Below are 20,309 nucleotides of genomic sequence, written 5' to 3' on the forward strand. Positions count from 1 at the left end.
CATGTATGAACAAATCTCGCATTCTTTGTTGAACGATATTCTCAGTCAGTTTAAACAGCCCAAGGGCGAAGATTGGCAGCACTTTTACACCCGCTTAGGCGCTAATTTTTACGCCATCCACTCGCTGTTTCACCATCTTTATGGGCACCGTGATGACTTTAAAACGCAGTTAGGCGCACTCATCCGCGTACTCTCGCACCAATACGCCCAACGCGCGCCGCACTTAAAAGCCAAAGATCTCGAACGCGAAAAAAACCATGATTGGTTTATGCAGCAAAAATGGGTCGGCATGGCGCTATATTGTCAGGGCTTTGCTGGCAACCTAGCCAATATGCGCGACAAATTAGCTTATTTGCAAGAGCTCGGCGTCAACCTTGTGCATATCCTGCCTATTTGCGATTGCCCGGCGTATGAAAATGATGGCGGCTATGCAGTGCGCGACTTTAGAAAAGTAGATGCCCGTAACGGCACCATGGCCGATTTAGAGCAACTGATTGCTGCCATGCAACAGTGTGACATGCTGCTGACCTTAGATGTGGTGGTCAATCACACCTCTGATGAACATGCTTGGGCCAAGCAAGCAAAACTGGGCGATCCGCATTATCAGGACTACTACTATCTGTATCCCGACCGCACTATGCCTGACATGTTTGAAGCTGCGATGCCTGAAGTGTTTCCGGAGCACGCGCCCGGCAGCTTCACCTTCAACCCTGAAACAGGCAAATGGGTGATGACGGTGTTCAACCGCTATCAATGGGATCTCAATTACACCAATCCGGCGGTGTTAATTGAAATGGTGGACATTATTTTATTTTGGGCGAACAAAGGCGTCGATATTTTACGGCTGGATGCCGTGGCATTTTTGTGGAAAAAAATCGGTAGCAGTTGTCAAAATGAGCGAGAGGCGCATCTGATTTTGCAACTACTCAAAGACTGTTGCCAAGTCACCGCGCCCGGCGTCATTTTTATTGCTGAAGCCATTGTGGCCCCGCTCGAAATTATTAAATACTTTGGGGAAGATGCCATTAATGCCAAGGAGTGCGAAATTGCCTACAACGCTACGTTTATGGCCTTGCTGTGGGATGCGGTTGCAACCAAACAAACCGTGTTACTCACCAAAGGCGTAGATGATTTGCCAGAAAAACTGGATCGCGCGACCTGGTTAAACTACGTGCGCTGTCATGACGATATTGGGCTGGGGTTTAGTGATCAGGCCATTATTGCGGCGGGTTTTGAGCCTGTTTCTCATCGCCGTTTTCTCGTCGACTACTACACTGGCCACTACCCTGAATCGAATGCCAGAGGATTTGCGTTTGGCGTCAACCAAAAAACCGGGGATGCGAGAATCTCGGGTGCGTTAGCCTCTTTAGCGGGCCTTGAAACGGCGCTCGCCAACCAAGATCCCCCTGCCATCGAAAACGCCATTCTGACCATTATTCTTCTGCATAATTTGATTATGTCTTTTGGCGGCATCCCGCTTTTGTATTATGGCGATGCCGTGGGCACACTGAACAATGACAGCTACTTGCAAGATGAAAATAAGATGCACGATAACCGCTGGGTGCATCGGCCAACGCTAGATTGGGAGGTGGTTGCCCTGAAAAATCAAGATGGCAGCGTGCAACAGCACCTGTTTAGTCAAATCAAGCAACTGATTGCCATGCGTAAAGAAATAGCCGCGTTTGCAGACCTGAATAACCGTGAATTAATTGCACTTGAAAACCCGCATCTGTTTGCCTTCTATCGGGATGTCCAAACGGGCATGCACGCCAAAGTCGTTGTCATCGCCAATTTTGATACTGAAGCGCAAGCGGTGTCTCTGCAACCCTTTCGCCAAAGGGGTTTGTTTAAGGCGCCTATGTTGACTGAATTATCGACCGGTCAGTCACTCTCCATCACAGACGAACAACTCGTGATTCCCAAACTCACCGCCTACTGGCTATCCACTTAACCAGAACGACGAAAGGACGCATCAACCTCATGTCATGGTTTACTTACTTAGGGATCGAAAATCCCGCACAAATGCTCGCGCTGGTGAAAATGTTGCTGCGCATTTTTTTAATTATCGGCATTGCCTACTTTCTCAATCGGCTGAGTAAACAATTGATTGTCAAACTGCGCGATACATTCAACGCTAGGCAAGCAGATAATATCGAAGAAATCAAACGGTTAAACACCCTCAGCATGGTGCTTCGCTATATTGTCACTACCGTCATTCTCGCGATTACCGTGGTCGAGATTCTGCACGAACTGGGCATTTCAATCGCTCCGGTACTGGCAGCTGCAGGGGTGGTTGGGCTGGCAGTGGGTTTTGGTGCGCAGAGTTTGGTCAAAGATTACTTTAACGGTTTTTTTCTACTGCTCGAAAATCAGATTCGTAAAGACGATGTGGTCGAGATTGCCGACAAGGCCGGCTTGGTTGAAGAAATCACGCTACGCTATATCAAAATGCGTGATTATGAAGGCAATGTACATTATGTGCCGAATGGACAAATAACCACAGTCACCAACCGCTCGCGCGATTATGCCTATGCCGTGATGGATATCGGAGTGGCCTATAAGGAAAATATTGAGATGGTCATGCAGATCATGCAAGAGGTTGGCAACGCGCTCTATGCAGACACTGCCTTCAATGACAAGATTCTGGATGCACTGGAAATGGCAGGGGTAGATGAGCTGGGTGATTCAGCGGTGGTGATTCGCTGTCGTTACAAGGTTCGCCCTCTGGAGCAATGGACGATCAAACGCGAGTATTTGAAACGCATTAAAAACGCATTTGATCAACAGGGCATTGAAATTCCATTCCCACATCTGACGGTCTATCAAGGCGCTATCCAGCAGGCCTTGGCCCTTGATTAAAAACGGGTGAAAACCCGCTTTGTTAAGATTAGAGTATGCGGCGTTTCTGTTTGTAGCGATAGGCAAGCAAGATCACAATCCCGGCCAGATTCGGCCACCAGATATACCAATGTGACCACGGAATACCATCCACTTTGACATCAGACAGTGGCCACAACAATGGCGTGGCGAAGTAATCAAGGCTATGAAATGGAAAATCCAGCAGAATATGAAATGGCCATGCCAGCATGGCAAAAGCAATTTCTTTACGCCAGACCGCCATCAGACCAATCACCACAAAGGCAACCACAAAACTATGTCCCACGGTATACGCTGGATAAATCCATGCAGGCAACGTCGATAAAGCGGGCTTGCCCCAGGTGTAGTTACCTTCTATCACGCGCAACAAAAATAAAGCGCCAAAAGAGATCAGGTCTGGCATCGCCCCCATCAAGGCAGCAAATTTGGGGTATCTGCGAAAGCCAAATAGTCCGAATCCCCACAAGGCGTGGCTAAAGGTATCCATTTCATCCCCCTATCACTAGGCAGATAACTGACGAATCACCGTTGCCAGCTGTTCTGCTTGCGATTGTACCAAGGCCGCATTTAAGCCTTCTACCATTACCCGAATTTTAGGCTCGGTGCCAGAAGCGCGCAATAGTACGCGGCCTTGACCATGCAATGCTTGTTCGGCTTGGCTCACCGCCGTTTGTACCGCCGCCTGCTGCAAGTCTAGTTTTTGTTGGGTAGTGACATTGATCAACACTTGCGGATAGAGCGTTAAATCAGCCCCTAGCTGCTGTAGGGTTTTACCGCTCTCACGCAAAGATTGCAGTACCTGTAACGCGGCAATAATCGCGTCACCACTGGTATGTTTATCCAAGGTGAGGATATGCCCAGAATTTTCACCGCCTAGTTTCCAGTTCTTTTCTTGTAACAGCTCCAACACATAACGGTCACCCACCTTGGCACGACCAAAGGGAATCTGGTGCTTTTGTAAGGCATGCTCGAGTGCCAAATTGGTCATCAGCGTGCCCGCCACACCGCCTTTGAGTTTCCCTTTGGCATACAACCCCATGGCAATGATATACAGTAACTGATCGCCGTCGAGCAGCTGACCGGCACCGTCCACCATCATCACCCGGTCGCCGTCACCATCGAAGGCAATCCCTAAGTCTGCATGATGCGCAACCACGGCTTGTTGCAGCGCTTGTGGATGCGTTGAGCCCACATTTTCGTTGATATTCAACCCGTCCGGCTGATTGCCAATGGCAATCACCTCAGCGCCTAACTCGTGAAACACCGGCGGGGCCACATGGTAAGTGGCGCCATGCGCACAATCGAGAACAATTTTAAGCCCACGCAAATCGAGATGATTCGGAAAAGTACTTTTACAGAACTCGACGTAACGGCCCGCCGCGTCATCCACCCGTTTTGCCTTACCCAAGTGCGCAGAGGCCATCACCTGCATGGGCTTGGCTAATTCAGCCTCGATCGCGTATTCGATGTCATCCGGCAGCTTTGTCCCTTGTGCCGAAAAAAACTTAATGCCATTGTCATCGTAAGGATTGTGTGAGGCCGAAATCACAATGCCCGCCTGCGCCCGCAGCGCCCGCGTCAAATAAGCCACGGCAGGGGTCGGCATGGGGCCGGTGAGTAACACATCCACGCCAGCGGCAGATAAGCCCGCCTCCAATGAAGCTTCGAGCATATAGCCCGAAATACGCGTATCTTTGCCAATCAACACCGTGGGACGCTTTCCCATCGGCAAATGCTCATGATTCGCTAACACACGTCCAGCAGCGTAGCCAAGCTTCATGACAAACTCTGGCGTGATCACCGACTCCCCCACGCGTCCACGAATGCCATCGGTACCAAAATATTGTTTACTCATTACGATTATCCTTAGGGCTTTTGCCTGAATTTATTTTAATGCAGCCACTACTTTGAGGGCTTCGACCGTCGCTTTAACATCATGTACCCGCAACAGGTGGGCGCCATGCATGGCACTGATGACCGCAGCCGCCACGCTGGCATGCAAGCGCGCATCCACATCATTGCCGGTCATTTGCCCCAACACGGATTTTCGAGACAAGCCCACTAGCAAAGGGCAATTTAATGCTACCAGTTCCGGTAAGGCTTTCACCAAGGCAATATTATGGCTACGCGTTTTACCAAAACCAAAGCCAGGGTCAAACATGATACGTGATGGTGCAATCCCGGCCGCCAGACAGGCGTCGCGCTGGTTGCTTAAAAACTGTTTTACCTCGGCTACTACATCGGTATAGTGCGGATCAAGTTGCATGGTTTGTGGCGTGCCTTGCATATGCATGATGCATACACCCACCTGACTACCCGCAACCACCTCCAACGCCCCCGGCGTTTGCAAGCCACGGACATCGTTCACCATGCTCGCACCCGCAGCGATCGCCGCGCGCATCACTTCAGGTTTGTAGGTATCAATTGAAATCGGCACGGGAATGTCTCGTGCGACTAATGCCTCGATCACGGGGATGACGCGTTGCAACTCTTCGTCAAGTGGAACCGGCTGCGCGTTAGGTCGCGTCGATTCACCACCAATGTCCAAAATCGCTGCCCCTTGCTCAATCAACAACAGTGCCTGCGCGACCGCAGCCTCCTGTTGCGCAAACTGACCACCATCCGAGAAGGAATCAGGCGTCACATTGAGTATGCCCATGACTTTGGGGGAATCAAACTGCAGGCTGAAATGTCCGCATTCAAACAGCATAGGTCATTGTATGTCCAAAAAAACAAAGGCTGGCAAATGCCAGCCTTGTTATTTTAACTGAAAGCGGGGGTGTAAAACACCCGCTTTTATACCTTAAGCATTACTTTCAGTCTCATCACCTTTTGCCGTTGGTTGAGGCGCAGGATTCACAATCGGGCCTGTACCACTGCCACCAGAGCTCACCACTGGACCATTTTTTGGTTTTGGCGCCCGCACTGGCAAGCCCGCCATAATGTCATTGATTTGATCCGCATCGATGGTTTCCATTTCCATTAACGCTTTGGTCATGGCCTCGACTTTATCGCGATTGTCTTCAAGCAATTTGCGGGCAAGACTATACTGCTCATCCAAGATACGGCGGATTTCTGCATCCACTTTTTGTTGAGTGGCTTCAGACACTGTGCGGGAAGACATGCTACCCATCCATGAATCTTGCTCACTACCAGCATACACCATGGTGCCCAGACTATCGGACATGCCATATTTAGTCACCATGTCACGTGCCATTTTGGTGGCGCGTTCAAAGTCATTAGAAGCCCCGGTAGACATTTGATGCATGAAAATTTCTTCAGCAATACGGCCGCCAAACAGAATAGAAATATCTTCTAACATCTTGTCTTTGTAGTTACTGATGCGGTCATGTTCCGGCAACTGCCAGGTCAAACCCAAAGCCCAGCCGCGCGGCATAATAGTCACTTTGTGTACAGGATCCGCTTTGGGTAGCAGTTTAGCCACCACCGCATGTCCAGACTCATGGTAAGCCGTATTCAGTCTTTCCTCTTCGCGCATCACCATTGATTTACGCTCAGGACCCATAAAAATCTTGTCCTTAGCATCCTCAAAATCTTGCATATCAACAGTGCGTTTATTGCGGCGTGCTGCAAATAAGGCGGATTCGTTTACCAAGTTCGCGAGATCGGCACCGCTGAAACCAGGCGTACCACGCGCTAGAATGTCCGCTCTCACATCTGGGTCAATCGGCACTTTGCGCATATGCACATTCAAGATTTGCTCACGGCCTTTAATATCTGGCAAGCCAACCATCACCTGACGGTCAAAACGGCCTGGACGCAGTAAAGCTTTATCCAATACATCTGCACGGTTCGTGGCAGCAATCACAATCACGCCGGAGTTTGCCTCAAAACCGTCCATCTCAACCAGCATTTGGTTCAAGGTTTGCTCGCGCTCATCATTACCGCCGCCAGTACCGGCGCCACGATGGCGGCCAACTGCATCAATTTCGTCAATGAAAATGATACAAGGAGAGTTTTTCTTAGCGGTTTCAAACATGTCACGCACACGCGCCGCACCTACCCCAACAAACATTTCAACAAAGTCAGATCCTGAAATACTGAAGAAAGGCACTTTGGCTTCGCCAGCGATGGCACGAGCCAACAACGTTTTACCAGTCCCAGGTGGGCCCACCATCAACACGCCCCGAGGGATACGCCCGCCTAGCTTCTGAAACTTTGTTGGATCTTTCAAGAAGTCCACCAGCTCAGACACTTCTTCTTTGGCTTCGTCGCAACCAGCTACATCAGCAAAGGTCGTGCTGTTGTTGGATTCGTCCAATTGACGGGCTTTACTTTTGCCGAATGAGAACGGACCGCCGCCCTTGCCGCCACCTTGCATCTGGCGCATGAAGAAAATCCAAACACCGATCAACAGAACCATTGGGAACCAAGACACGAAGATACTCATGAGGACAGACTCATGCTCTTCCGGTTTAGCCTCAACGATCACATTATTTTTCAGAAGATCTGACACCATCCATGGATCAGATGGCGTGAAGGTGTCGTAGTTTTTGCCCTCGTTGGTGGTCACGTGCAGTGAGCGACCATCGATTTGCACTTTTGCAACGCGGCCATCTCTCACCTCTTGCATGAACTGAGAATAAACCACTTGACCACCACTTCTGGCGGTGCCGCTGAATTGGTTAAATACCGTCATCAGCAACAAAGCGATCGCTACCCAAATCGCAATATTTTTCAATAGATTATTCAAGGTGGTTCCTTAATTTTAAAATCGAAAGGCAGGGAGATCCCTAACTGGAACTATGGAGGCAAAACCTAAATTTTCAAGCCTTTAATGCCATTGTATACCCAAATTTTTGTATGGGCGACGAAACTAGAGGCAAAAAACCATGGCAATTCAAGCTTTACGCTGTAAGCCCAATAAATATACTTCGCTACTACGGTCACGTGAAGCTTTAGGTTTACGGGTCACCACTTTTTCAAATTGGTCGCGCATTTGCTTCACAATGTCGTCAAACCCACTCCCAATAAAAACTTTGACCAGAATATTACCGCCGGGTTTCAACCATTGTTGACAAAAATCCAGTGCGAGCTCGGTTAAGTAAGTTGCGCCTGCTTGATCTACATCTTTTAGACCACTCATATTCGGAGCCATGTCGGCAATGACCAGGTCTACTAACTTATGATTAAGCGTGGCTTCGAGTTGCTTGAGAACGGTCTCTTCGCGAAAGTCACCACAAATAAATTCCACCCCCGGAATCGGATGCATCTCCAGTATGTCGAGGGCGATGACTCGCCCCTGCCCCTTGATGCGCTGCACCGCCACTTGCGACCAACTGCCTGGTGTTGAACCAAGATCAACCACCGTCATGCCGGGCTTGATCAATTTATCTTTATCGTCAATCTCCAGCAGTTTATAAGCTGCCCGCGCACGGTAACCGTCTTTTTGGGCCTGTTTTACGAACGGATCATTCAAGTGTTCCTGCATCCAAGCTTTGCTGGTTTTGGAGGGTTTCATAGGGGGAATTCCTGCTTCATGCTAAAATACTGATTGTTTTCAAGGAAATTTTTGCATGCAATTAAACAGCAAACAAATCGCTTATTTACGTGGCCTGGCACACACTTTAAACCCGGTTGTCATGATAGGCAATAATGGGCTGACCGACGCCGTTTTAAAAGAAATTGATGTAAGTCTTAATGCACACGAACTGATTAAAGTGCAAGTGGCTGGTGACGACCGCGAGTTGCGCAAATCACTGCTGACTGAGATTGCAGAAAAAGCCAACGCAGTGGCTGTCCACCACATTGGCAAACAATTAGTGTTTTATCGCGCCAGTGACATGGTGAAAGCTTCAGCCAAGATTGTCATTCCAAAGCTGTAATCCAGCCGTGACAACAAAAAACGCGCTATTTAAAGCGCGTTTTTTATTTGGGCCTAACTGGATTTAATCACCAACCACAGCCCAAGCAAACACTCGATCAAGTAAGCAATACTGGCAATACCGTGCCATGTTTTAAACCGGCTAGCAAACACACTTTGCATCACATCATTTGGTAGGGCACTGGCTTTTAACTGCGCAAGCAACGGTTGAATACCGAACTCACCAATGAGGACTAATATCCACATAAAAAATACCACCCAAAACAAACCTTGCTTGAAGGCTGACAACCCCTCACCAGCCAATCGTTGCAACAGTAACCACAAACCACTTGCGAGACCGATATAACTCACAATCGTAAACAGGCGCCCTGCCACCTGGCCAGCCAATTGGCGATCAGGGATGGTCTGAAACAACACACTAGCGGTTAAGGCAGTCATCCATAACGCCCCAACCCAGAGTGTCACTAACACAGGATTAATCCAAACGGTGAGTCCTGATTGCTTGGCCATGGGCATGCACTCCTAAATGTAGAGTACTTCGATAATTTCGTACTCTTTCACGCCACCGGGCGATTGCACTTCAACCACTTCACCCTCTGATTTACCAATCAGGCCGCGTGCAATCGGCGAGCTCACCGAAATTTTTCCGTTTTTGATATCGGCTTCATCTTCACCGACGATCTGATAGGTTTTAGGCTCGCCTGAATCTAAGTCCTCAAAACGGACGGTGGCACCAAACACCACACGACCCTCCGCATTTAATGTGGTTGGATCAATAATTTGCAGGTTTGACAGCTTCGCTTCAAGCTCAGAGATACGACCCTCGATAAAGCTCTGGCGCTCTTTCGCTGACTCGTATTCGGCATTCTCTGACAAATCACCCTGCGCGCGCGCTTCGGCAATGGCCTGAATAATATTTGGTCTGTCGACCGCACGCAAACGTTGTAATTCTTCCTTGAGCAATTCTGCGCCAAGCACGGTCACAGGAATTTGATGTACTGCCATGTGAAATACCTTCAAAAAAATAACTATAAAAAAATAAACCACACCCAAACGAGCGTGGCTTATTTCAGTAATGGATAATGCCTAAAGCAATTTGTTCCAGTGTAAGTTAACCAAGGCGTTTGTGCAAGTCTTGCACGGAGTACACGCTCATGTCCTTACTCTGTGACATCCCAATACAGGCCGCACGCGCACCAGCCAAAGTGGTGTAATAGGTGACCTTGTTTTGCAAGGCGCTGCGACGGATTTCGTATGAGTCCGTAATGGCTTTTTTGTCCTCAGTCACATTGACAATCAGGCTGATCTCATTGTTTTTGATCATATCGACAATATGTGGTCTACCTTCTGCCACCTTGTTCACTGGCGATACGTCTAGACCTTGCTCTGCCAATGCACGTGCAGTGCCCTTGGTCGCTACTAGCGTGAAGCCCAGTTTCACCAGATCATTGGCAATGTCGATCACTTTCGCGTGATCTTCATTGCGCACACTGATAAATGCCTTGCCACCGGTAGGCATCTTCACCGAAGCACCCAATTGTGATTTCACAAAGGCCTCAGCAAACGTATCACCTACCCCCATCACTTCGCCGGTAGATTTCATCTCTGGGCCAAGAATAGTATCCACGCCAGGGAACTTGATGAAAGGAAACACAGCTTCTTTCACCGAGAAGTAAGGAGGAATCACTTCTTTGGTCACGCCTTGCGATTTCAGGCTTTGACCTGCCATGCAACGTGCTGCAATTTTGGCCAGTTGTAACCCACAAGCCTTAGAAACAAACGGCACGGTACGCGAGGCACGCGGGTTGACTTCGAGCACATACACCACTTCGCCCTGCTCGGTATTCTGCACGGCAAACTGCACATTCATCAGGCCTTTCACGCCCAACGCTTTCGCCATTTGGACGGTCTGCTTGCGCAACTCGTCCTGCAAGCTATCACTGAGGCTATATGGCGGTAACGAGCAAGCTGAGTCGCCAGAGTGCACGCCTGCTTGTTCAACGTGTTGCATAATGCCGCCGATCAATACATCTTCGCCGTCACTCAAGGCATCCACATCGACCTCGATTGCATCATTCAAGAAACGATCCAACAAAACGGGGGATTCGTTAGACACTTTCACCGCTTCACGCATGTAGCGTTCAAGCTGGCTTTGTTCATGCACGATTTCCATCGCACGACCACCCAGCACGTAAGAAGGACGCACCACTAATGGGTAGCCGATTTCCAACGCCAGACGGATGGCCTCTTCTGGGGCGCGTGCAGTGCGGTTAGGTGGCTGTTTCAAATTGAGCGTATGCAGCATTTGCTGAAAGCGCTCCCGATCTTCAGCACGGTCAATCGCATCTGGGGTGGTACCGATAATAGGCACACCCGCTTTTTCCAGATCACGGGCTAACTTGAGAGGCGTTTGGCCGCCATACTGCACAATCACGCCAACAGGTTTTTCGAGATTAACGATTTCTAGTACATCTTCAAGCGTGACTGGTTCGAAGTAGAGACGATCGGAGGTGTCGTAATCGGTGGACACGGTCTCAGGGTTACAGTTAACCATAATGGTCTCGTAACCATCCTCACGCATTGCAAAAGCAGCATGGACACAGCAATAATCAAATTCAATGCCTTGACCGATGCGGTTAGGGCCGCCCCCAAGCACCATAATTTTTTTACGGTTGCTTGGCTTCGATTCGCACTCTTCTTCATAGGTGGAGTACATGTAGGCCGTGTTGGTCGCAAATTCAGCGGCACAGGTATCAACGCGCTTGTAGACTGGGCGTACGTTCAATGCTTGACGGAAAGCACGCACCGCATGCTGGTCGGTATTGAGTAATTTAGCCAGACGACGGTCAGAAAACCCTTTACGTTTGAGTCTGAACACAGTTTCTTTGCTCAAGTCAGCAATATGTTTGCCCACCAGAGATTGCTCGAGCTTGATGATTTCCTCGATCTGCACCAAGAACCAACGGTCAATTTTTGTGATCTCGAATACTTCATTGACGCCCATGCCCAGACGGAACGCATCCGCCACGTACCAAATACGCTCTGGACCAGCTTCACCCATTTCTTTGACGATGCGGTCTTTGTCATCCGTCAAGGAGTCCAAACCATCCACGCCGACTTCGAGGCCGCGCAAAGCTTTCTGGAAAGACTCTTGAAAACTGCGCCCCATGGCCATCACTTCGCCCACCGATTTCATCTGTGTGGTTAAGCGACTATCTGCCTGTGGAAATTTTTCGAAGGCAAAACGAGGCACTTTGGTGACGACGTAGTCTATCGAGGGTTCAAATGAGGCCGGGGTTTGACCGCCGGTAATCTCATTCCGTAATTCGTCCAAGGTAAAACCCACTGCCAATTTGGCGGCCACCTTGGCGATCGGGAAGCCAGTCGCTTTTGATGCCAGTGCTGACGAGCGTGATACGCGCGGGTTCATTTCAATCACGATCATACGGCCATCGTCAGGATTGATGGCAAACTGAACGTTAGACCCCCCGGTATCCACGCCGATCTCACGCAATACTGCCAGTGAGGCATTACGCATGATTTGATATTCTTTGTCGCTCAGCGTTTGTGCAGGCGCCACCGTAATGCTGTCACCCGTATGCACGCCCATTGGGTCTAAGTTTTCAATAGAGCAAATAATGATGCAGTTGTCTGCTTTGTCGCGGACTACTTCCATCTCGTATTCTTTCCAACCGAGCAAGGATTCCTCAATCAGCAACTCGTTGGTCGGTGAGGCATCTAGGCCACGCTCGCAAATCGCGATAAATTCCTCACGGTTGTAAGCAATGCCACCGCCACTGCCACCCATGGTAAAAGAGGGGCGAATAATGGCGGGATAACCAATCGTGGCTTGCACTTGCAAGGCCTCTTCGAGGCTGTGAGCAATCGCAGAGCGCGCAGAGCCTAAGCCAATCTTGGTCATGGCTTCTTTAAACTTCTGACGATCTTCGGCTTTGTCGATGGCTTCTTTTGAAGCACCGATCAACTCGACGTTGTATTTTTGCAATACGCCATGCTTGTCTAGATCCAACGCACAGTTGAGTGCAGTTTGGCCGCCCATGGTCGGCAACAACGCATCTGGACGTTCTTTTTCAATAATTTTTTCTACAATTTGCCAGGTAATGGGCTCAATATAAGTCGCATCGGCCATTTCTGGATCGGTCATGATGGTGGCCGGATTGGAGTTCACCAAAATGACGCGATAACCTTCTTCACGCAGTGCCTTGCAAGCTTGAGCGCCGGAATAATCGAACTCACAGGCCTGCCCAATCACGATTGGACCGGCACCGATAATCAAAATACTTTTAATGTCAGTTCTTTTTGCCATTAGCTGGACTTTCTTTCTTGCATTAACTGGATAAAGCGGTCAAATAACACGCTCATTTCTTGCGGACCCGGGCTGGCCTCTGGGTGGCCTTGAAAGCTGAATGCAGGTTTGTCGGTACGCGCAATGCCTTGCAGGCTGCCATCAAACAATGACACATGCGTCACCTTGAGGTTGGCTGGCAGTGTGGTCGGATCAGCGGCAAAACCGTGGTTTTGGCTGGTGATATACACCCTTTTGCTTTCTACATCTTGTACTGGGTGGTTGGCGCCATGATGCCCGAATTTCATTTTGAGTGTTTTAGCACCGCTAGCCAATGCCAACAATTGATGGCCGAGGCAAATACCAAACGTAGGCACACCAGTCTCTACCAAGGTTTTAATTGCGCTAATCGCATAGTCACAAGGCTCAGGGTCTCCAGGGCCGTTTGACAAGAAAATACCATCTGGCTTGTATGCCAACGCTTGCTCCGCAGTTGACTGAGCAGGCAGGACAGTGACTTTGCAGCCACGCGACACCAGCATGCGCAGAATATTGCGTTTTACACCATAGTCAAACGCCACCACATGAAACTTTGCCGCAGCCGATTTGCTGAAACCCTTACCTAACTGCCATTCGGCCTCAGTAAATTCATAGGGCTGACTGCAGCTCACTACCTTGGCGAGATCCATGCCTGCCAAGCCAGGAAAACCATTGGCCAACGCCAACGCTTGCACTTCATCGACATTTTCGCCCGCCATGATACAGCCAGCCTGTGCGCCTTTTTCACGCAAAATACGTGTTAATTTGCGTGTATCAATGTCGGCAATCGCTACCACAAGATTGGCTTTAAGATAATCTGAGAGATTTTGTTCACTGCGGAAATTGCTTTCCAATAAGGGCAAGTCACGAATAATCAGACCCGCAGCATAGACTTTGCCTGACTCGACATCCTCACTATTGGTACCATAGTTACCAATATGCGGATAAGTCAGTGTCACAATTTGTTCGGTATAGGAAGGATCGGTAAGAATTTCCTGATATCCGGTGATGGAAGTGTTAAACACCACTTCACCGATAGTATGACCCGAAGCGCCAATGCTAATGCCCTTAAAAACAGTTCCATCTGCTAACACTAAAATCGCTGGAATTGTTTTCGACACCTTTAGCTCCTTAAGTTTGATACGAAACACATCTTTTAGAGGGTTCATCGCATCGCCAGAAACTAAGGTTCAAGCTGCGGTGAATAGATGTGCAAAACGGGAAAAGCTTTTTGGACTCTTCCCGTTCAGAATTGCAGCATTATAGCGCAAATTATGTACCCACTCAAGGGCAAGCAAGCATAAGAATTTGATTGGCTCGCGCACTGAATGCGGCACGCGAGGATGCGCCTAACCTCAGGTTTTATCAAACCCCAACACATCGCGCATATCAAATAAGCCTTGTGGCTTGTCGGCCAAGAACTTGGCTGCGCGCAACGCGCCTTGCGCAAATGTGGCGCGGCTCGACGCTTTATGGGTCAATTCAACGCGCTCGCCGATGCCGGCCAACACCACCGTATGATCGCCAACCACATCGCCGCCACGCATGGTAGCAAAGCCTATTGTGCCCGCCTCACGCTCGCCAGTGACGCCCTCTCGCGCATACACAGCACACTCATTGAGTGACTTTTCAATGCCTTTGGCAGCGGCCTCCCCTAGGCGCAAGGCTGTGCCGGAGGGCGCATCCACCTTATGACGATGATGCATTTCGACCACTTCAATATCGTACCCTTGATTAAGTACACGCGCGGCCTGTTCGACCAAATTGATCAGTAGGGTCACCCCAACACTCATGTTCGGCGCAAATACGATGGATATTTCTTGCGCGGCCTGGGCGATGGTTGCTTTTTCTGCGTCACTAAATCCGGTGGTGCCAATGACCAAACTGACCTTGGCTGCTTGGCAAGCCTGCAAATACTGCATACTAGGTTCTGGACGAGTAAAATCCACCAAGACATCCGCACCTTGCAAGGCAGCCACGACATCGGCACTAATTTTCACACCGGTCTGCTTGCCAAACTGCTCGCCCGCATCACGGCCGATCATCGCGCTTTCAGGGCGATCTAAAGCCGCGTGTAACTGCAAGCTGTTATCTGAAAAAACACCTTCTAGCAGGGCATGACCCATACGACCGGACACACCGGCAATCACTACTTTCAACATTAATCGCTCAATCAATTCTCAATTTAAAGGGCATTAAAAGCCAATTTGTTCCAACACACCATCCAGATGCTCTGCACTACCTTCGGGCGCGGTCACCTGCTGATTAGATGAGGCATCAACCCCTGAAACGGTAGTCTCACGCACGATCAGCCAACGCTGGCTCGCAGCATCTAATTTCATTTCAAGTCGTTTAGCTGTCTGGTCACGATAAGCTTTAGAGGCGTAGCTTTGCATGAAGGTGACCACAGCGGATTCCCCCTCTTGCACTACATGCATATCTGCAAGCGCCAGCGTAATTTTACCCTGCTGCGGAGACAGACGTTTTTTGCGCTGTGACTCCCAAGCGCTCCGGCTGGATAAGCCTTCTGGCACAAACTCAGTTGCATAAGCCGCCAAGTAAGCACTGATGTTTTTACTGCGCCAAGCTTGCGCCCAAGCTTGAACAGCCGCATTGACTGCCGATTCTGTCCCAACCGCAACGGATGGATTGGCTTCGGGCGAGGATGCAGCCGCCACTGAGTCACTCGATACCGTAGGCGCTGCAGCCACAGGCGTCTGTGGTGCTGAGGATGTGACTTGCTCACGCGTAATCAACCAGCGCTTCTGCGTACCCTCATAACGCATGGTCAGTGTTTTATTGGCGGCGTCTTTGTAGGCTTTGTTGGCATACTTCTGCTCAAACTCAACAGAAGCCAGGGCACCATCCCGCACAATTTGTAGGTTATTCAATACCAGTGTGATGTCCCCTGAGGCCGCGGATAAACGTTGTTTTCGTTGCGCCTCCCAAGCTTTTCGATTCAGCCCACCTTCTGGTGCGAAGTCGTCTGCATAGGCCGCCAAGTAATTTTTAACATCCTTTGCGCGCCATGCTTGTGCCCAAGCGGACACCGATTGTTTGATTTCAGTATCCCCCACTGGTGGTGCCGCGTCTGGCATCAGTGCCGCTGATGAAGCCGCTGCAACCGGTGCAGCCGTGGCTTTCACTGGTGGCGGTAACACTGGTTCAACTTCCGGCGCAGGCTCAGGCAATTGTTCCGCCACAAAAGTGGGCGGGGCTTGGGTCGCTTCACTTGCTTTTGGCGCCACGCCTTTTTCAGTCACTTGATGCGCCTCTGCCTCTGTGGTCGGCGCATTTGCCTCCGCCATGTTGCCTTTGACCATGTCTTGCTCGCTAGGCACAACAGGCGCCACATATTCCCCTTCAGGGATATGTGGAATTACCTCATCCTCTGCAACCGTAGCCATCTCTGCTGGCTTGGATGCCACTACCGGGGCAGGAGCCACTTTTGCCGCAGCCACTGATTTTTGTTTCACAGTTTTAGGCACCACAGGCTTTGCCGATGCGGCTTTCGCAGTAGCAACAGCAGCGGTAGCCGCCACCGCAGGCGCCACAATGGCCTTGCTTGCTGCAGGCGCGACACTGCCAGCCGGCGGCAACACCACCGCAGTTTCTGCCATGGTTGTAGGCACCGCAGCGGCTTCTTGCGCAAATGCGGCCGGTGGCTCCACACTATCGGCAATTTGCGCGGCCATTTCTTTTTCTGTTACCGGCTGAGCAGTCGCTGCGGCGGAGGGCTCAGCGTTGCCTTCGACCTTGCTGGCAAGCTGCGCTGGCGCTGGTGACTCGTTGGGGGCAACTGACTCAGCTGCCGCTGCTGCCTTTGCGCCCTCAACGGGAGCATTTGCAGGCGGGGGTGTTTTTGCCGCTGCGTCATCTGCTTTCCAGAACTTGAGCTTGTCTGTCCATGCCTGATCGTTGTCGGCATCCAATTTTTTCTGCGGGACCTCGGCAATGGTTTTAATATCAGGGTTTTCGGCTGACGGAATGACATCCCCCCGCACCGAGACCAGACTATCTTTATCGAAATCAAGAATCACCCGGCGCTTTTCGACCACAGTCCCTTGCTTTCTTAATTCATAGAAGTAGTCCCAGCGGTTATCACGGAAACTATCCACAATCAGCGGCGTGCCCATGATGTACCGCACTTGCGAGCGGGTCATGCCTGGACGCAGTTGCAGCAACATTTTAGAAGTGACGACATTTCCTTGCTGCACTTCCATCTTAAACGGCTTGACTGAAGGAAGCTTGGCACCGCATCCACTCTCCAGAGATGCGACCGCCAATACAAATAAGATAGAATTACGCATTAGATTCACTTTATAATCGGTATTATTGAGAATAATCGCTAATATACCACGTAGTTTCGCCGTTCAAATACGGCAGGCGACTTAACCCGCAACAAAACTTAACGACAGACAACCCTACTGGACAAAACCTATGCATGATCCCAAAGAACTTAAAAATGCAGGCCTGAAGGCAACACTTCCGCGCCTAAAAATTCTAGAGCTATTTGAAAACAGCGAGCAGCGTCACTTATCCGCTGAGGATATTTATAAAGTCATGATTACCAATGGCGAAGATGTTGGTTTGGCGACGGTATATCGCGTGCTAACGCAGTTTGAACAAGCAGGATTGCTGGTGCGTCATCACTTTGAAAGTGGCAAAGCGGTGTTTGAAATGAATGAAGGCAGTCATCACGACCACATCGTCTGCGTCAAATGCGGCCGGGTCGAAGAGTTTTATGATGAAGAAATCGAAAAAAGACAAAAAACAGCCGCAGAAAAATACGGTTTTACCATGCAAGACCACTCGCTCACCATTTATGGCGTGTGCAAAAAACAACCCTGCACCGATTAATCCTTTTTGCCGAGCCGATGCAAACGCATGCACATTGGCTCGCGACCTGACCATCACTTGCCCGACCTCACGCACGCATCCAATCACTTTGCGACCGGTTTTGATCCCATTGCCAGGCCAGATGCGCGCATCCTGATTTTGGGCTCATTGCCCGGCAATGCCTCGCTTGCGCAGCAGCAATACTACGCGCATCGGCAAAACGCTTTCTGGCGCATTCTCGAGCAGCTGTATCAAATCCCTGCCGCTGCCCCTTATGAAGCACGTTGCCAGCTAGTGCGCGAGCATCAATTGGCGATTTGGGATGTATGCCATGGCGCGGAGCGTGTCGGCAGTTTAGACAGCAACATCGCGCAGCGCAGTGTGATTGCCAACGACCTCAATCACTTTTTGTCATTGCATCCCGGCATCAAACTGATTGCTTTTAATGGTCAAGCCGCCGCGCAGTTGTTTAAAAAACACATCCAACTCCTCCGCGAAGTGCAGACCCTCGTACTCCCCTCCACCAGCCCGGCCAATGCAAGCCTCTCATTTGCTGAAAAATTGGCGCGTTGGGCCATGATTCAATCCGTCTAGCCCAGATAAAATTTTGCACAAAAACATGCAAACCACTGTTTGCCGTGCATAAAAAAACGCGCATGAATGCGCGTCTTGTGCTGCGCCATTGCTAGGCAATACGCTAAACCACAGCCATGAACAATGGCGTTAGATATTAAACACTAGGCACTTTTAGCATTTCTCGCGCATGCATGCGAGTAGCCTCGGTAATTTGCAAACCACCCAGCATCCTTGCAACTTCCTCGATACGCGCATCGCTATTTAAGGTGCGTATACGGCTCAAAGTCGCGCCCTGCTGTTCTGACTTGCTGACCTGCCAGTGCTGTTGCGCTTGCGCCGCCACTTGCGCCAAATGGGTAATCACCAACACCTGCCTGTGCTGGCCAAGCTGGCTCAGCAATTGGCCCACCACTTCAGCGACGCCGCCGCCAATGCCCACATCGACTTCATCAAAAATCATGCACGGCACGGTACCCAAAGAGGCGGTCGTGACTTGTAAAGCGAGGCTGATACGTGACAACTCGCCGCCAGAAGCGACTTTATTCAGGGCACGGGGCTCGACCCCGGCGTGACCAGCGACGAGAAACTCCACCTGCTCAAGACCATATATTGCCGGCTCACCAGGTGTTAGCGCCACCGCAAATTGCCCGCCTTTTAGTGACAAGGCCTGCATTTGATCGCTAATGGTGTTAGCCAACTGTTTGGCGGCTTGTTGTCTGAGCGCAGAAAGCTGAGAGGCTTGTTGGTGATACTTTTGCCAAGCCGCCTCGACTTGCTTGGCCAATACACCATCATCACCAAACGCTTCGAGTTCGGCCATGCGCTCAAGTTGTGTCGACAACAAATCTGGTAAGTCATCTGGCTTGATTCGGTACTTGCGCGCAGCACTATGAATCGCCTGAATGCGGGTTTCGACCTCGGCTAACCTTTCGGGGTCTAGTTCACTTTTTTGCAAATAACGATTTAATGCCCGGCTGGCTTCTTCAAGTTGCACTACCGCTGAATCCAGCGTTTCTGCCATCGGCTGTAAACCAGCATCTATCGCCTGTAACTCAAGCACTTTGGCTTGCGCTTGGGATAACAAATCCAGCGCATTGACCTCATCGCCTTCACTCATCAGCTGCAGGCTGGCTTCCATGCCCGTGAGCAAACTCGCCCCATGGCTCAGCCGAATATGTTCCTGTTGTAACGTCGACCACTCTTCCGCAGCAAACCCCAATTGTTTCAATTCGCGCGTGCTGTCTCGCAAGCCCGCAAGTTCATCCGCAAACTGACTGGCGTTTTTCTCGTAGGTCAATTGTTGCTGATGTAACTGTGTCCATTCTTTGTAAAGCTTGGCCAGCTGTTTAACCGAAGGCGTGGCCTGTGCATAGGCATCGAGAATCTCGCGCTGGGTGGCTACTTTGAGTAAGGAGTGATGGGCATTCTGACTATAAATGTCAATCAGATGCTCACCGATTTCGCGCAGTTGGCCGACAGTGGCAGTAGCGCCATTGATGAACGCACGGCTGCGGCCATCGGCATAAATCACTCGCCGCAACATCAAAGTATCATCGACATCCATCTCTTGCGCCTGCAACCATTCACGCGCCGCCAGATTATTGGCAATATCAAAGGTGGTGGCAATTTCGGCTTTTTCGCAGCCCTGGCGTGTCACATCTCCCTCATTACGCGCGCCGAGGCTAAGTGATAAGGCATCGATCAGAATCGACTTGCCTGCACCAGTTTCACCGGTCAAGGCAGTGTAGCCCGCTGAAAACTCAAGTTCCAGCACATCAACAATGACAAAATCTCGAATAGAAAGGGCTTGTAGCATGGGTCGGTAGC

17 protein-coding genes are annotated in these 20,309 nt (G+C 50.3%); 5 read left to right on the top strand and 12 right to left on the bottom strand.

Annotation, left to right across the window (positions count from 1 at the left end; genetic code table 11):
* Position 1: 1 nt before the first annotated feature.
* Positions 2–1,951, top strand: a complete 1,950-nt coding sequence (locus FIT99_RS08110) for an alpha-amylase family protein (RefSeq protein ID WP_140003822.1) — start codon at positions 2–4, stop codon at positions 1,949–1,951.
* Positions 1,952–1,980: 29 nt separating this feature from the next.
* Positions 1,981–2,859 carry a mechanosensitive ion channel family protein gene (locus FIT99_RS08115; protein ID WP_140003823.1) on the top strand — a complete coding sequence of 293 codons (879 nt, stop codon included), beginning with the start codon at positions 1,981–1,983 and terminating at the stop codon, positions 2,857–2,859.
* A 28-nt stretch (positions 2,860–2,887) separates the two neighbouring features.
* Here the strand turns inward: FIT99_RS08115 and FIT99_RS08120 are convergent, their stop codons facing one another.
* From FIT99_RS08120 to rlmE, 5 genes are all read right to left on the bottom strand, one after another.
* A complete protein-coding gene (locus tag FIT99_RS08120; protein WP_140003824.1) occupies positions 2,888–3,364 on the bottom strand; it encodes a hypothetical protein in 477 nt (158 codons plus the stop codon).
* Between the two features lie 15 nt (positions 3,365–3,379).
* The gene (gene glmM, locus FIT99_RS08125; protein WP_140003825.1) at positions 3,380–4,732 is read right to left on the bottom strand and encodes a phosphoglucosamine mutase; all 1,353 of its coding nucleotides are present in this window, start codon (positions 4,730–4,732) and stop codon (positions 3,380–3,382) included.
* A 30-nt stretch (positions 4,733–4,762) separates the two neighbouring features.
* Positions 4,763–5,587 carry a dihydropteroate synthase gene (gene folP / locus FIT99_RS08130; protein WP_140003826.1) on the bottom strand — a complete coding sequence of 275 codons (825 nt, stop codon included), beginning with the start codon at positions 5,585–5,587 and terminating at the stop codon, positions 4,763–4,765.
* A gap of 93 nt (positions 5,588–5,680) precedes the next feature.
* Entirely contained in the window at positions 5,681–7,591 is a 1,911-nt protein-coding gene (ftsH, locus tag FIT99_RS08135; protein WP_140003827.1) for an ATP-dependent zinc metalloprotease FtsH, read from the bottom strand.
* A 147-nt stretch (positions 7,592–7,738) separates the two neighbouring features.
* Complete coding sequence (gene rlmE, locus FIT99_RS08140; protein WP_140003828.1) at positions 7,739–8,359, bottom strand: 23S rRNA (uridine(2552)-2'-O)-methyltransferase RlmE; 621 nt, start codon at positions 8,357–8,359, stop codon at positions 7,739–7,741.
* A 55-nt stretch (positions 8,360–8,414) separates the two neighbouring features.
* On the opposite strand from rlmE, the gene yhbY reads away from it, so the two are divergent.
* Positions 8,415–8,723 carry a ribosome assembly RNA-binding protein YhbY gene (yhbY, locus tag FIT99_RS08145; protein WP_140003829.1) on the top strand — a complete coding sequence of 103 codons (309 nt, stop codon included), beginning with the start codon at positions 8,415–8,417 and terminating at the stop codon, positions 8,721–8,723.
* 53 nt (positions 8,724–8,776) lie between these two features.
* On the opposite strand, the gene FIT99_RS08150 is transcribed toward yhbY, so the two are convergent.
* The 6 genes from FIT99_RS08150 to FIT99_RS08175 form a co-directional block, all read right to left on the bottom strand.
* Complete coding sequence (locus FIT99_RS08150) at positions 8,777–9,232, bottom strand: DUF4149 domain-containing protein (RefSeq protein ID WP_140003830.1); 456 nt, start codon at positions 9,230–9,232, stop codon at positions 8,777–8,779.
* Between the two features lie 12 nt (positions 9,233–9,244).
* Positions 9,245–9,727 (bottom strand): transcription elongation factor GreA, encoded by a 483-nt coding sequence (gene greA, locus FIT99_RS08155; protein WP_140003831.1) that lies wholly within the window; start codon positions 9,725–9,727, stop codon positions 9,245–9,247.
* Positions 9,728–9,833: 106 nt separating this feature from the next.
* Positions 9,834–13,049 (bottom strand): carbamoyl-phosphate synthase large subunit, encoded by a 3,216-nt coding sequence (carB, locus tag FIT99_RS08160; RefSeq protein WP_140003832.1) that lies wholly within the window; start codon positions 13,047–13,049, stop codon positions 9,834–9,836.
* Positions 13,049–14,188, bottom strand: a complete 1,140-nt coding sequence (gene carA / locus FIT99_RS08165; RefSeq protein WP_140003833.1) for a glutamine-hydrolyzing carbamoyl-phosphate synthase small subunit — start codon at positions 14,186–14,188, stop codon at positions 13,049–13,051. The genes carB and carA overlap by 1 nt, the downstream gene beginning before the upstream one ends.
* Positions 14,189–14,422: 234 nt before the next feature.
* Positions 14,423–15,229, bottom strand: a complete 807-nt coding sequence (gene dapB, locus FIT99_RS08170) for a 4-hydroxy-tetrahydrodipicolinate reductase (protein WP_140003834.1) — start codon at positions 15,227–15,229, stop codon at positions 14,423–14,425.
* Positions 15,230–15,262: 33 nt separating this feature from the next.
* Complete coding sequence (locus FIT99_RS08175; RefSeq protein WP_140003835.1) at positions 15,263–17,377, bottom strand: L,D-transpeptidase Cds6 family protein; 2,115 nt, start codon at positions 17,375–17,377, stop codon at positions 15,263–15,265.
* Positions 17,378–17,507: 130 nt separating this feature from the next.
* Between FIT99_RS08175 and fur the strand changes: the two genes are divergently transcribed.
* Together fur and FIT99_RS08185 are read left to right on the top strand one after the other, a co-directional pair.
* Positions 17,508–17,927 (top strand): ferric iron uptake transcriptional regulator, encoded by a 420-nt coding sequence (gene fur, locus FIT99_RS08180; RefSeq protein WP_140003836.1) that lies wholly within the window; start codon positions 17,508–17,510, stop codon positions 17,925–17,927.
* A gap of 27 nt (positions 17,928–17,954) precedes the next feature.
* On the top strand, positions 17,955–18,500 hold the full coding sequence (locus tag FIT99_RS08185; RefSeq protein WP_140003837.1) for a DNA-deoxyinosine glycosylase: 546 nt from the start codon (positions 17,955–17,957) through the stop codon (positions 18,498–18,500).
* A gap of 136 nt (positions 18,501–18,636) precedes the next feature.
* Here the strand turns inward: FIT99_RS08185 and recN are convergent, their stop codons facing one another.
* Entirely contained in the window at positions 18,637–20,298 is a 1,662-nt protein-coding gene (gene recN / locus FIT99_RS08190) for a DNA repair protein RecN (RefSeq protein WP_140003838.1), read from the bottom strand.
* Positions 20,299–20,309 lie beyond the last annotated feature (11 nt).

It is taken from the genome of Methylophilus medardicus, from assembly GCF_006363955.1.
Classification (GTDB): domain Bacteria; phylum Pseudomonadota; class Gammaproteobacteria; order Burkholderiales; family Methylophilaceae; genus Methylophilus; species Methylophilus medardensis.

Coding starts and splice junctions, on each gene's coding strand:
- FIT99_RS08110 (WP_140003822.1), top strand. CDS start 2: ATGTATGAACAAATCTCGCATTCTTTGTTGAACGATATTCTCAGTCAG.
- FIT99_RS08115 (WP_140003823.1), top strand. CDS start 1,981: ATGTCATGGTTTACTTACTTAGGGATCGAAAATCCCGCACAAATGCTC.
- FIT99_RS08120 (WP_140003824.1), bottom strand. CDS start 3,364: ATGGATACCTTTAGCCACGCCTTGTGGGGATTCGGACTATTTGGCTTT.
- glmM (WP_140003825.1), bottom strand. CDS start 4,732: ATGAGTAAACAATATTTTGGTACCGATGGCATTCGTGGACGCGTGGGG.
- folP (WP_140003826.1), bottom strand. CDS start 5,587: ATGCTGTTTGAATGCGGACATTTCAGCCTGCAGTTTGATTCCCCCAAA.
- rlmE (WP_140003828.1), bottom strand. CDS start 8,359: ATGAAACCCTCCAAAACCAGCAAAGCTTGGATGCAGGAACACTTGAAT.
- yhbY (WP_140003829.1), top strand. CDS start 8,415: ATGCAATTAAACAGCAAACAAATCGCTTATTTACGTGGCCTGGCACAC.
- FIT99_RS08150 (WP_140003830.1), bottom strand. CDS start 9,232: ATGGCCAAGCAATCAGGACTCACCGTTTGGATTAATCCTGTGTTAGTG.
- greA (WP_140003831.1), bottom strand. CDS start 9,727: ATGGCAGTACATCAAATTCCTGTGACCGTGCTTGGCGCAGAATTGCTC.
- carB (WP_140003832.1), bottom strand. CDS start 13,049: ATGGCAAAAAGAACTGACATTAAAAGTATTTTGATTATCGGTGCCGGT.
- dapB (WP_140003834.1), bottom strand. CDS start 15,229: ATGTTGAAAGTAGTGATTGCCGGTGTGTCCGGTCGTATGGGTCATGCC.
- FIT99_RS08175 (WP_140003835.1), bottom strand. CDS start 17,377: ATGCGTAATTCTATCTTATTTGTATTGGCGGTCGCATCTCTGGAGAGT.
- fur (WP_140003836.1), top strand. CDS start 17,508: ATGCATGATCCCAAAGAACTTAAAAATGCAGGCCTGAAGGCAACACTT.
- FIT99_RS08185 (WP_140003837.1), top strand. CDS start 17,955: ATGCACATTGGCTCGCGACCTGACCATCACTTGCCCGACCTCACGCAC.
- recN (WP_140003838.1), bottom strand. CDS start 20,298: ATGCTACAAGCCCTTTCTATTCGAGATTTTGTCATTGTTGATGTGCTG.